The sequence below is a fragment of the SAR86 cluster bacterium genome (assembly GCA_029268615.1).
GTDB lineage: Bacteria > Pseudomonadota > Gammaproteobacteria > Magnimaribacterales > Magnimaribacteraceae > JAQWNM01.
Genome location: JAQWNM010000004.1, coordinates 16,612 through 30,001, shown reverse-complemented (window position 1 = coordinate 30,001; position 13,390 = coordinate 16,612). Strand labels below are relative to the sequence as shown.

Sequence of the window (13,390 nt, the reverse complement as noted above, 5' to 3'; positions counted from 1 at the left end):
TAAGGCTACCTTGAAACATTAAACGGCATAGAATCTATAGCTGTTTTTTGATTGGTCATTATGTCTGCTAAAAGAGAAGCTGAACCCATTGCCATTGTCCATCCTAAATGACCTTGGCCAGTATTAATAAAAAGACCTTCTATTTTTGTTTTGCCAATGTACGGCTTACCATCAGAACTCATGGGTCTAAAGCCACTCCAAATCTGCCCTTCATCATAATTTAAGTTAGAAGAAAGATCTGGATAAACATTCTTCAAAGTATCAATTAAATTAAGTATCCTAGAATTTCTTATTTCTTCATCAAAACCTGCGAATTCAGCAGTGCCAGCAACCCTTATTCGATTCTTAAATGGAGTAATAGCTGTATGAAGATCCTCATCTACAATTGCCAACTTAGGAGAAACATTACTTCCATCTAAATCTAAAGTTATGGAGTAACCTTTTACGGGTCTAATATGCAAATTTAGCCCTAAAGATTCAACTAAATGTCGAGACCAGCTGCCAGCTGCAATAACAACCTTATTAGTCTGAATATCAACTCTACTAGTTTTAACTCCTGTAATTTTCTTCTTATGGCTTTGTAAGCCTATTATTTCTGTGCCTGTATGAATACGACCCCCTTTATTACGAACTATTCTTTCTAATTCTTTACAAAAAAGATAAGCGTCTCCAGTCTCATCTTCTTCAAATAATAGAGCGCCGATTATTTGTGAAGATAATTGTTTTAATTGAGGCTCTAATGAAGTTAAAGAATTACTATCCAAGGCCTGATAATTTATTCCTAATTCTTTATACTTATCAAGAGAAATCAAACTTTCTTCAAAAGACTTTTGGTTCCTAAAAATTTTAGTAGTGCCTAAAGTTGATTCATCATAGTGAATTTCCTCAGTCTCCCTAAAAGATGCAGTCAAATCTCTGCTATAGGAACATAAATTAAAATTATCTATAGTGGCAGCAGTAAAACGCTTTGAAGATGAATTGAGGATAAATCTAACAGCCCAGCCCAAAAGTCCAGGAACAGCCTGCATCCGAACTAACATAGCCGAATCTTCTTTTCCTATTGAAGAAATCATTTTGAAAATATCTTTTGGGGAATTCCAAGGACTAGATTGAGAAGGAGTAATCATCCCTGCATTAGCAAAACTAGTTTCTAGAGCAGTGCCATTTCTTCTTTCCAAGACAAGAACATCTTCACCTCTGTCCAGTAATGCATTTGCAGTAGCTAGACCTTGAAGACCGCCCCCTATAATAATCGTTTGTTTTTTAATCATTCTTTAATATTATGATTAGAATTAAAATAAAAGAACATGCAGAAAATATACTTACTAATACCTATACTCCTATTAATTCTTTCTTGTACTGATGAGAGTTTAAAACAAAATCTTATTGAAGAACAAAATTTACACAAACATATAAAAGAAATATCTTCAGATAAATACCAAGGAAGAGCTCCTGGAACTCAAGGAGGACTCTTGACTAAAGAATATCTAGTTAATCAACTTATGAATTATGGCCTTGAACCATTAAAAGATAGCTTTTTAATTAAAGTGCCTCTAGTAGAATCTGAAGTTCAAAGAAATTCAGAAGTTTCTATCCTTAATGGAAAAAATAAAATTGTTCTAACTCAAGGTAAGGATATAGTTTTTTGGACCAAGAAATTAGAAGACAAATTAAATATTAACCAAAGCGAACTGGTGTTTGTTGGCTATGGAATAGTGGCTCCTGAATATGAGTGGAATGACTATAAGGATATTAATATGCAAGGCAAAATTGCAGTAGTATTAATAAATGATCCTGGCTTTGCCACAAAAGATCCTAATCTATTTACTGGAAATGCAATGACTTACTACGGTAGATGGAAATACAAGATTGAAGAAGCTTCCCGGCAAGGTGCCGAAGGAATTATGATTATTCATGATACAGAGCCAGCTGCTTATCCTTGGCAAGTTGTAGAAACTTCTTGGCTTGGAAAGCAGATTGACTTGGATAGACGCGGTAACATGAAACAACAAGTAAAGATGGAGTCTTGGTTATCTAACGAAATAGCAAAAAGTCTTTTCAATCTATCTGGACTTAATTTAGAAAAGGAAACACAAGCTTCGATATCAAAAGATTTTAAGCCAAAAAAATTAAGTACCTTATCACTCAATGCTAGTATTAATAATGATTATAATTTCAGAGAATCTCATAATATTGTAGGAATAAAAAAAGGAAATCTTCGTCCTGAAGAGTACATATTATCAATGGCACATTGGGATCATTTAGGGATGAAGGATTTAGGAGAAGATAAAATCTATAATGGGGCAATTGATAATGCTACTGGTGTTGCAGGAGTTCTTGAATTAGCGGAAACCTTAAAAGATTATGAAATGGAAAGATCTGTATTATTTCTATTTGTAACAGCGGAAGAGTCGGGACTTCTTGGTTCTGAACATTTTGCCACTTATCCTTCTATTAAATTATCAAATATAGTGGCTGGATTTAATTTTGATGCTATTTATCCTACCGGACAAGTAAGAGATGTAATTGTTGTGGGTCATGGAGCTTCTGAATTAGAAGACCTTCTATCTCTTACAATTAAAAAATACGACAAGTATATTAAGCCAGACCCTTTTCCTGAGAAAGGATATTTTTATCGTTCTGATCATATCAGTTTAGCTAAAAAGGGTGTGCCTGTTTTATATGCTGACGGAGGTTTAGATAAATTAGAGGGAGGGACACAAGCCGGAGAACTCATTGCACAGAATTATACAAAAAATGACTATCATCAACCTTCTGATGAGTATGACTCTAAATGGGATTTAAGCGGATTTGTTGAGCATCTTGAGATAACAAAAGAAATGATCTTAAGTCTCTCAAATTCATCTGAATGGCCTAACTGGTATGAAGGGAATGAATTTAAGTCTATTAGAGATAAATCTAGGGAAAATAATTAGGTGATATGGTCGGGGCAGCAGGATTTGAACCTGCGACCACCTGCTCCCAAAGCAGGTACGCTACCAGACTGCGCTATGCCCCGATAAAAATTAAAAAAAATTTTACTACAAAAACTTTACGATAACCCTGATTTATTTAAAGATATCTCAAGAGATTATTTAATTATAAACTGTTTTAAAGATTAAAAAACTATCTCATTATTTTTAAACCAAGAAAAGTTATTCTTCCGCGCGGGTCATGGTGTTTAGAGTCATAACTCCAGTTAGCTGCGTCATAAACTCTAGGAGCTTCTTCATCAAATATGTTTTTGACCCCTAAAGTAAATTGCATATCATAATCACTTAAATCAAATAAATAATTATATTGGAGATCTAAGGTAAAAAAACTATCTATGTTTTTAGTAAAGCCCTGAGATGCTGCAGATGTTGAAATAGGTCTTGAAGTTTCATAGCTAGATATCAATCTTCCATATCCGGCAAGAATATGATTACCTTTAGTCAAGATAGAGGATAAGACCATCTTAGTTTCTGGCATTGATCTAGCAAAATTATCAAAATTAAATTGGCCAACTACATCCTTTGATCCAGAACCTGCAGGAATTTCGTATTTCAACATATGCATAATATTTAAACCAAAATCAAGCTCTCCTATGGATGAATCTATCATGTATGAAGCTTCAAAATCAAAACCATTAGTATCTACGCTTGCAGCATTAAAATAATTAGTTGTAACACCAACTAATGTACCACCTGTAGTTCTTTTAACATCAGGGTCTCCTAAGGGATTTGTTAAAACTTTTCCTTGAGCACTTTCTATTGTAATAACATCTTTATAATCAATTGCCCAGTAATCTAATTTTATTTCTAATTGGTTACTGGGCCTCCATATAACTCCCATGTTTAAGTTATCTGACTCTTCTGGTTTTAAATCTGGATTATTTTTTTGAGCAATTCTAATAAAAGCCGTGCCTCCTTTTGCATTTCCGCTTGCATCATAATCTTGAATGCCTTGCAAGCCTATATTGCTAGAAGAAAGCTGAGCCAGTGATGCCTCCCTAAATGAAGTACTTAGAGAAGCCCTTAAAATTAAAGAATCACTAGATTGATATCTCAAAGAAATTTTTGGATTTACTGAACTATCAGATTCTAAATCTTCATATCTCAATGCCCCTTTCAATTCAAATGATTCGCTAGGAGAATATGAAGCTTCTATAAAGAATGCTGAAGTATCTCTTGATTTAGAAGATTCAAGCCCTCCTCCTAGGAATAATAAATTAGCAGGTTTTGTTATATTTCCATCTGTATCAAATTCAGCTATCGAATTTAAATCTCTGGATAAAACATATTCTTCTTCTCTTAATTGAACTCCTAAAGCAAGATTAATTGAACTAATTTGTCCAGTAGATAAAAAATCTAATACCGTAAGATCTGTCTCAATATATGTCTTTTGAGAAGTTGAAATATAGTCAATTAAAGATTGGGAATTAGAAATTGGGTCAACTAAGCTCCATGTTTCATTTCCATTAACTCCCCCAATACCGTTGATTGCATCTGAAAATCTACTAGTGCTTGTATCTGGCTGTTCTACATAGTTTTTTTCTGAGCTATTTGTAAGTTGAAGGTTCCAATTAAATCCATTACTAAATAAACCTGATAAACCAAAAGAGATTCTTGTTGTCTTAGATTCCCTTGGTGCCAAAGGTGAAGGAAAAGCAGATGCCAAAGGCCTTCCTATCCAAAGAACTGGAACCCCAAAAGGGTTGCCCCCCTTGCCTGGTAAAATTGCATTACTTGGACTTAAGTAAGATAAGGCTGGGTAAGAAGGAGATTGAGGGTTGTCCTTAACCTCTATTTGTGAACTGAGAATATCCAAGTTAAATGTTAAGTTAGAAGAAACTTGAGATTGAAAGGATGAATATATACTTCTATGTTCCTCATCATTTACAATATTGAATCTACCTCCGTAAAAAAAGCCGCATCGTTGACCACTACCTTGAGGTATTAAAATACCTTTATTGCCTTCACAGTTAGGATCAGGCACATTTTCATATATAGAGTAAGTACCTGCATAAGGTCCAGAAAAAACACTAGAAGGACCAAAAAGTAAAAAGCTAGTGCCTAAACCGCTGACTCCTAAGGGAGCTAAACTTGGATTAAAATTAGAACCAGCTAAAGGTGTTCTATCAAGATGACTCAAAGCTACAATAAAATTTGTATCTTCTTCTTCAAAGCCATAAATAACGCTAGCCCTCCTATCTTTCTGACTAGCTAGATCTGTTTCTTGTTGAGAAATTTCTGCTTCAAAGCCCTCAAAGTCTCTTCTAAATATATAATTTACCACTCCAGCTACTGCATCTGAGCCATAGATTGATGCAGCTCCTTCTTTTAAGACTTCTACTCTATCTAGCGCAACCAAAGGTATGGATGCAGTATTTACAAAAACACTCCCGTCATTAGCTGTAACTCCTGAAATTGTGTGACGTCTACCATCAACTAAAACAAGTGTAGAGGATAACCCAAGGCCTCTTAAATTGATATTTGAAGTACCTTGAGTTGAGCCTTGAGTAAAGGCATCTGCATTATTTTCAGACCCAGAATTAACTGCTATATTTGCTGTTATATCAGCTATTGTGGAAGCCCCCATAGCATTGATCTCAGATCTATCTAATATTTCTACAGGAGAAGATCCGTCAGTCGGACTTCCTTTAATATAAGAACCTGTCACCACCACTTCTTCAATACTATCTGTTTGAGAATTGGCATGAACTAAAATACTAAAAGTAAGTATCAATAGAGAAACTATATAAAGAAATATTCCCTTGAACATAAAACCCTCAAATTATTTATAAACCACATGACAGTTTTTGATATTAAATATCATTTAGTAAGACGAAAATTATAATAATACTCTTTTACAAAGAGTCAAATATAAAGAACGCTTTATCACTATCACCTTCCATGAGAAAATAATGTATGACAAAAATTCTAGATGGAACTTTTTTATCCAAGACAACTGAAGGAGAGCTTTTTGATAGAATCAAAACCATAGAAAAAAAGTGTGGTTTTGTACCTATCTTGGCAACAATCCTAGTTGGTTCTGATCCTGCCTCCGCTACCTATGTGAAGATGAAAGCTAATGCTTGTGAAAGAGTAGGTATGAAATCTTTAAAAGTAGAACTACCTGAAGATACCTCAACTGAAGATCTACTTAAAAAGATCGATGAATTAAATAAAGATTCTGAAATCCATGGAATTCTTCTGCAACATCCTGTTCCAAATCAAATAGATGAGCGAACTTGTTTTGATGCAATTAATATTAATAAAGATGTTGATGGAGTGACTTGTTTAGGTTTTGGCAATATGTCAATGGGAAAAAATGCATATGGATCTTGCACACCTCAAGGCATTATGAGAATGCTTGAATTCTATGATATAGAAATCAGCGGTAAACATGCTGTGGTTGTTGGAAGAAGCCCAATTCTAGGTAAACCTATGGCAATGATGCTATTAAATAAAAATGCAACAATCACTATTTGTCATTCTAAGACCAAAGACTTGCCAAGTATTATTAAATCTGCAGATATTATTGTAGGAGCGGTCGGTATTCCTAAATTTATAAAAGGGAGTTGGATAAAAGATAACGCAGTAGTCGTTGATGCAGGTTATCATCCAGAAAAGTGTGGTGATATAGAGCTAGATTCAATAAAAAATAGATCTCTCGCTTATACTCCTGTGCCAGGTGGCGTCGGTCCAATGACAATTAATACTTTGATATTGCAAACTGTCTTAGCATGTGAGAAAGCTATAGCAATCTAAGACCAATATTTATCTTTTAATAATCTTTTATACAATTTGCCTGTTGGGTGTCTAGGCAACTCTGTTTCAAAATCTATACTTCGAGGACATTTTATATGTGAAATATTCTCACGACAAAACGCAATCAATTCAGCTTCAAGCTTAGCTCCTGCTTCTTGCATATTTATCGGCTGAATTACTGCTTTTACCTCTTCTCCCATTTCTTCATTAGGAACACCAAAAACAGCGACATCTTCAACTTTTGGGTGCATGACTAATAGATCTTCAGTTTCTTTGGGATAAATATTTACCCCTCCAGAAATGATCATAAAAGATTTTCTGTCAGTTAAATAAAGGAAGCCCTCTTCATCAACATAACCTATATCTCCTAATGTACTATAACCCTGAGAAGAAATAGCATCGGAAGTCTTTTCCTCATCATTATGATATTCAAAGGTGCCTGCCGTAGGACCTCCAAAATAGATTACGCCAGCATCCCCTGTTTCAACTTCATTACCTTCTTCATCTAAAATATGTAGCTCTCCAAAGAGAGGTTTACCGACAGTCCCTTTATGATCTAGCCATTGACTTGAATCTACAATTGTCATTCCATTATATTCAGTGCCAGCATAATACTCATAAATAATAGGACCCCACCAGTCTATCATTTGCTCTTTAACAGCAATTGGGCAAGGAGCTGCTGCATGGATTGCAACCTCCAGTGAGCTGGTATCATAATTTTCTCTGATTGCTTGATCCATTTTTAAAAATCTAACAAACATAGTTGGTACCCACTGTGAATGAGTGACTTTATATTTCTCTATAGCTTGTAAAGCTTTTTCTGTTTCAAACTTTTCCATAATAATACTAGTACTACCCAAGGAGAGGAATCCAGTATTAAACCCTAAAGGGGCTGATTGGTATAAAGGTGCTGGTGATAAATAAACACTATTTTCTGAACCTCCATATACACCTTCAACTACCCTGCCTAATCCCAAGTCATCATCTTCAGGACGATAAGGAAGTTTACTGAAAGTTAATTTCCTATGTATTCCTTTAGGACGACCTGTTGTTCCTGATGAATATAACATTGCACCACCTTGACATTCATCTTCTATTGGTAACGTTGACATTTTAGAAATACTTTCTTCATAAGAACTAAATCCATCAGTTACTCCATCCAACATATATGAATGTACTTTCTTCAATGAACTACTCAAAGCAACTGCATTTTCTTCTAAGAACTTTGAGGTTATAAACACTTTTGCATTACAGTCTTCTACAATGTATTGGACTTCGTTTGGTTGCAACCTCCAACTTATAGCGGTGTATCTTAAGCCGCTTCTCCATGCTGCAAAAATGATGGGAAAAAATAAAATATGATTCTCGAGCATTAAAGCAATGCTGTCTCCAGGTTTTAATCCAAGAGATCTAAATAATTGCGCTCCTTGATTAGACAGGTCATTCAATTCTCCGTGAGTAATAGCTTGTTCACTCTCCAGCATAATTATTGCTGGTTTATTTGGATAAAGTTTGCCGTTAACCCCAGGATGCATTTGATACTCTCTTTTAAGAAATTTTTTTTAAGAATTATAATCTATAAATAAAACTTTAATCACTAGAATAGTCCAAAAAGTTTATACTTATTATATTAAATATGAGTAAAACATCGAAACCATTAGCCCTTATAACTTCCATAGGAGGCATTAATGCATCTGGAAGAACTTCTTCATTTCAAGGATATAGAAACATGACCTTTGAAGCCCAAAGTATAGATAACCAGCTGGAAACTATTCAAGACCTAGCGGTTCTTCAAGGGCGCATTGAACCAATATCTAGAGGATGGGAAACATCTGCAGGAGATGCTATTAAACTAAAAGAATATTTAGCAGAAAACTCAGATCTTATAAGGTCCGAAACCATGATACGAAAAATTGATAGAGATACATATGATCCTGATGGAATTATTTTAGATAAAATAAAGGCTAGTGCTGCAGGTCAACTTCCAAGCGGTTTTGATCCTTCTGCATTCTACCCTGCAAGACAACACCCTAGAGCTCTACAAATGACAGTATTTGGTATGAGTGATGCTATGAGTCAACTAGGAATAGATTGGGGCAAGATTCAAGACCTTATTTGTCCTTCAGAAGTAGCTGTTTTCAGTGGAGCAGCTATAGGACAAATGGATAAGTTTGGATTTGCTGGAATGATGCAATCCAGAATAAAAGGTAACAGATCAAGCTCTAAGAACTTACCTCTAGGTTTGGTTGAAATGTCAGCAGATTTTATTAATGCCTATATTCTAGGTAGTGTCGGCAGGTCTGGTCATTGCGTTGGTGCCTGCGCTACCTTTTTGTATAACTTGCAAATGGGGAAAGAAGCTATAGAAAATGGTAGTTCTAGATTTGTGATAGTAGGTGGAGCTGAGGCTCCTATCACACCAGAAGTGGTAGATGGATTCTATGCAATGAGTGCTCTATCAGATGATAAGAAAATGATGGAGATGCAAGCCCAACTGAATGAATCAATAGATGATGGACCAGATCAAACCAAAGCTTGCAGACCATTTGGATTAAATTCTGGCATGATTCTAGGAGAATCAGCTCAATTTATAGTTTTAATGGATGATAAACTAGCGTTGGATATAGGAACTAGAATTTATGGCTCTGTACCTGAAGTAAAATCTTATGCAGACGGCCTAAAAAGCTCTATAAGTGGACCAGGAGTTGGAAACTACATAACTATGGCAAAAGTAGTTTCAAAAGCCGAAGATATTTTAGGTATAAAAGGCTTAAAAAATAATACATTTGTTCAGGCGCATGGAACTGGCACTCCTGCTAACAGAACAACTGAATCTCATATTTTTGACTCAATTGCTGGAACTTTTAGAATTAATTCTTGGCCTATTACTGGAATTAAATCCTATATAGGTCATAGCATGGCACCTGCATCTGGAGATCAACTAGTTGCGGCTCTTGGAACTTGGCAAGATGGAATTATACCTGGCATTCATGGTGTTAATAATACTGCAGAAGATGTTCATACAAAAAACCTAAATTTCTTGATGGAACACAAGACAGAAGAAAAAAATTTCTATCAGGCTGCCTTCCTAAATGCTAAAGGCTTTGGAGGTAATAATGCCTCTGCCCTGATTCTTAGTCCGTTAGAAACACTTAAGATATTAGATTCAAGATATGGAAGAAAAAGACTTTCTTCTTATAAAAAACAATTAAATTTAACTTCCCAAAAAATAGAAAGCTACAATAAGAAAGCTTTAAAAGGTGAATATGAAGTAACTTACAGGTTTAATGAAGATGTTCTTATTGGAGAAAAAGACGTCTCCATCTCTAAAAAAGAAATAAAATTAAAAGGCTATAGCAATTCAATAAAATTGTAGATTAATCTATTCCTTATGTTGAATGAATTATCAAAAAATATAGAAGAACTGCTTAAAGAGCAAGGTCTTCAAGGCGATGTTTCAGATTTAGTGCCTCTAACAAATGGCGCATCGAATGAAACTTGGAAATTTAATTACATAATGTCTCCATCTTCAATAAAAATGATTCTTAAAAAAGGACCTGATACACCTTCAGGAGGACTTGCATTGTCCAAATCCAAAGAAGCAACTATTCAAAGTGCAGTTTTTAATGCAAAAGGCCCTGTGCCTGAAGTTTTAGCAATTTCATCCGAAACCTCTAACTTAAAAAATGCTTATGTTATGGAATTAATTGAAGGAGAAAGCATACCAAGAAAGATTCTTCGAGATGATGTCTTCAAGGATATAAGGAATTCTCTGGCATTTCAATGCGGACAAGCTATGGCAAAGATTCACAAAGTTTCTTTAAAATCCTTGGATTGGCTTAAACAGAAAGACGTTAACGAAGAGTTAGAAGAACTTTACTTAACTTATAAAAACTTCAATAACCCTTCGCCAGTTTTTGAATATGCCTTTAAATGGCTAAAAGATCAGGAATTTGGAGATAGTCAAAAAACTCTAGTCCATGGTGATTTTAGGCTGGGTAATTTAATTTTTGATACAAATGGCCTTCAATCAGTAGTAGATTGGGAACTTTCTCATATAGGAAATCCTCTCCAAGACCTAGGTTGGATTTGTGTTAATTCATGGAGATTTGGTCATCATAAAAAAGTTGTAGGCGGTTTTGGAGATATAAACGACCTAATTAATGGCTATTCCTCAATTATTGATAAACAACTGAATAGTAATATCATTAGGAATTGGCAAGTATTAGGTACATTAAGATGGGGGGTTATATGCCTAATACAAACCTTTGGACATTTATTAACTACCACTAATTCAGTTGAAAGAGCTGCCATTGGGAGACGAGTTTCTGAAACAGAACTTGATTTAGTTGATCTACTATTTTTAAAAGGAAAATGATATTTGACAGACCCACATTAATTGAGCTGATAGATTCCATCAGAATTTTTCTGATAGAGGATATTAAAAATGAATTACCAAATCATCTAGCATTTAAAATACAAATAGCAATTAACGTACTTAATATAATTAAAAGAGAACTTAATGATGGTGAAGAGCTGTCATCAGAAATCCAAGATATGATCAAACTCTTAATTAAGGATAAAGGCATGAACTCCATTAAAGATTTAGCAGAACTTATACAAAGTGGCCAATTGGATCTTTCTGATAAAAATCTTCAGGAAGTTTTAATTAAGTTGTCTAAGAATAAAGTATCAGTGGATAATCCTAACTATTCGACTTACAAGAAACTAATCAAGTGATTTTAAAGGTTTTTTATCTCTAAACCACATTAAAGGAATCATAAAAAAGGGCCAAGTAAAGTGATACTTATTAGGAAATAATCTTTGAGATAACTCAAGCAACCTAGAATCTAACCCAATAAAGATCCTTCTTTTATTCTTTTTGACTCCATGAAGTATAATCTGAGCAGCCTTACTTGGATGCATGCCTCCCTCTCTAAACTGATCTCCCATTTCTTTTCGGCTTGAGGGAGCATTCCGAGTAAAAATTGACGACCCTCCCTTTTCTGCCGTCGCACCAAAAGAATCTTCATCTACACGAGCACTACTAGCTATATTTGTACCTATATGGCCTGGATGCACACAATGAATATGTAAATTTTCATGAGACTGTGCCATTTCTAGAGCTAAACTTTCAGTAAAACCTCTAACAGCAAACTTAGCAGCGTGATATACCGTTTGGCCAGGAACCGCTACTATGCCAAAGATAGAGGATGTGTTAATAATTGCAGCTTCTGGTTGATCAATTAAATGTGGAATAAAAGCTCTTGTACTATTAACTACACCATTTAAATTAATACCCATAACCCAGTCCCAGTCATTTTTTTCTAAATCAATAAAATCAGAAACTGCAGTCACTCCAGCATTATTAAATACTAGGTTTACTTTACCATGTATCTCAATAATCTTTTCTGGAAGAACTTTGACTGCCTCTTCATCAGAAACATCTAACAGATGATTTGAAACCGAAACATTATATTGCCTAAGCATCCCTGCCGTCTCGTCAAGAGTTACTTTATTAATATCACAAATTGCTACATCCGAGCCTTGTTTAGCAAGGAGTATTGATAAATATCTACCTATCCCTGAACCAGCCCCAGTTATAACTGCCACCTTATCTTTAAAATCCTTCATGAACGTCTTGAATTATTTTTGTAGCATCTTTTGAGCCCTCTTAACGAAATCTTTTTTATTTCTTTCCTTTGGCATAACTAATCTTACAGGGATATCTAAACCTCTTTGAAAATATTTTCTATTTCTACATCTATCTACCCATAATGAAAGGTGCTTGAAGTCTTTTATTTCTACGCCTGACCACTCATGGATATTCACCCAAGGAAAAGTTGCAAAATCTGCAATACTTAACTTATTGCAAATAAATTCTTTTCCTTTAAGTTGCTTATCTAGAACAGAAAATAATCTTTTAGTTTCATTCTGATATCTATCAATAGCCGGTTTTATTTTTTTGGGAAAATATCTAAAGAAAACATTTGCTTGTCCTTGCATCGGGCCAACACCACCCATCTGAAACATTACCCATTGAATTACTTCAGAGCGTTTTTTTAAGTTTTTAGGGAGAAACTTACCTGATTTTTCTGCAAGATATATTAATATAGCGCCTGATTCAAAAACAGAAAAATTATCTTTAGATGTATCAACGATCGCAGGAATTCTTCCATTTGGACAAATCTTTAAAAATTTTTTCGATTTTTGTTCATTTTTTCCTAAATCAATAGGCTTTACCTTATAGGGTATTTTCATTTCTTCCAAGGCAATGCTTATTTTATGGCCATTCGGAGTTGGAGAAGTATAAAGTTCAATCATCTTATTTTTTTGGAAAAGTACTAAAAGGAAAAGGTTTTTCCGAAGTCTGGTAAGTTACATAATTGATAATTTGTACCATGTAACTTCTGAACCCTACCCCTACTTTAGTCAAATTTTTATTAGGTTCATTTGTAAATAAATGAAATAGAAATTGTAAAACTGCTAATAACCAAAGTAACAGTTCAGCCCATGTATAAACAATACAGAATAAGACAACTAATAAAATTCTAATCCATTTACCCCCTTGAACTACATTTTCTTTAAGTTCTTCTGTATCAATTGATTCATTTATTTCTTTTTTAGTCATAACTAAC

The 13,390-nt window shown here is 34.5% G+C and carries 11 protein-coding genes and 1 tRNA gene; 5 read left to right on the top strand and 7 right to left on the bottom strand.

The genetic code is table 11. From position 1 onward, the window contains the following. Window positions 1–5 precede the first annotated feature (5 nt). A complete protein-coding gene (locus tag P8J93_01080) occupies window positions 6–1,271 on the bottom strand; it encodes a D-amino acid dehydrogenase (protein MDG2060396.1) in 1,266 nt (421 codons plus the stop codon). 36 nt (window positions 1,272–1,307) lie between these two features. Between P8J93_01080 and P8J93_01075 the strand changes: the two genes are divergently transcribed. Then, window positions 1,308–2,936, top strand: coding sequence for a M28 family metallopeptidase (locus P8J93_01075; GenBank protein ID MDG2060395.1), 1,629 nt, complete (start codon window positions 1,308–1,310; stop codon window positions 2,934–2,936). 6 nt (window positions 2,937–2,942) lie between these two features. On the opposite strand, the gene P8J93_01070 is transcribed toward P8J93_01075, so the two are convergent. Both P8J93_01070 and P8J93_01065 read right to left on the bottom strand, forming a co-directional pair. Next, window positions 2,943–3,019: transfer RNA gene (locus P8J93_01070), tRNA-Pro, on the bottom strand. A 107-nt stretch (window positions 3,020–3,126) separates the two neighbouring features. Beyond that, on the bottom strand, window positions 3,127–5,763 hold the full coding sequence (locus tag P8J93_01065) for a TonB-dependent receptor (GenBank protein ID MDG2060394.1): 2,637 nt from the start codon (window positions 5,761–5,763) through the stop codon (window positions 3,127–3,129). A gap of 146 nt (window positions 5,764–5,909) precedes the next feature. On the opposite strand from P8J93_01065, the gene folD reads away from it, so the two are divergent. Beyond that, complete coding sequence (gene folD, locus P8J93_01060; protein MDG2060393.1) at window positions 5,910–6,752, top strand: bifunctional methylenetetrahydrofolate dehydrogenase/methenyltetrahydrofolate cyclohydrolase FolD; 843 nt, start codon at window positions 5,910–5,912, stop codon at window positions 6,750–6,752. Here folD and P8J93_01055 read toward each other — a convergent pair. Next, window positions 6,749–8,287 (bottom strand): acyl-CoA synthetase, encoded by a 1,539-nt coding sequence (locus tag P8J93_01055; GenBank protein MDG2060392.1) that lies wholly within the window; start codon window positions 8,285–8,287, stop codon window positions 6,749–6,751. The genes folD and P8J93_01055 overlap by 4 nt on opposite strands. A gap of 101 nt (window positions 8,288–8,388) precedes the next feature. On the opposite strand from P8J93_01055, the gene P8J93_01050 reads away from it, so the two are divergent. From P8J93_01050 to P8J93_01040, 3 genes are read left to right on the top strand one after another with little or no spacing between them, the layout of a single operon-like run. Next, window positions 8,389–10,128: a beta-ketoacyl synthase gene (locus P8J93_01050; GenBank protein ID MDG2060391.1), complete on the top strand. Its 1,740-nt coding sequence runs from the start codon at window positions 8,389–8,391 to the stop codon at window positions 10,126–10,128. A gap of 15 nt (window positions 10,129–10,143) precedes the next feature. Beyond that, entirely contained in the window at window positions 10,144–11,130 is a 987-nt protein-coding gene (locus P8J93_01045; protein MDG2060390.1) for a phosphotransferase family protein, read from the top strand. Beyond that, window positions 11,127–11,492, top strand: coding sequence for a DUF6285 domain-containing protein (locus tag P8J93_01040; protein ID MDG2060389.1), 366 nt, complete (start codon window positions 11,127–11,129; stop codon window positions 11,490–11,492). Before P8J93_01045 ends, P8J93_01040 begins: the two co-directional genes overlap by 4 nt. Here P8J93_01040 and P8J93_01035 read toward each other — a convergent pair. The 3 genes from P8J93_01035 to P8J93_01025 are packed head-to-tail and all read right to left on the bottom strand — an operon-like array spanning window position 11,481 to window position 13,383. Further along, window positions 11,481–12,386 carry an SDR family oxidoreductase gene (locus P8J93_01035; GenBank protein MDG2060388.1) on the bottom strand — a complete coding sequence of 302 codons (906 nt, stop codon included), beginning with the start codon at window positions 12,384–12,386 and terminating at the stop codon, window positions 11,481–11,483. The two genes, P8J93_01040 and P8J93_01035, sit on opposite strands and share 12 nt — an antisense overlap. 12 nt (window positions 12,387–12,398) lie before the next feature. Beyond that, complete coding sequence (locus P8J93_01030; protein ID MDG2060387.1) at window positions 12,399–13,076, bottom strand: glutathione S-transferase; 678 nt, start codon at window positions 13,074–13,076, stop codon at window positions 12,399–12,401. A 1-nt stretch (window position 13,077) separates the two neighbouring features. Beyond that, entirely contained in the window at window positions 13,078–13,383 is a 306-nt protein-coding gene (locus P8J93_01025; GenBank protein ID MDG2060386.1) for a DUF4389 domain-containing protein, read from the bottom strand. Window positions 13,384–13,390 lie beyond the last annotated feature (7 nt).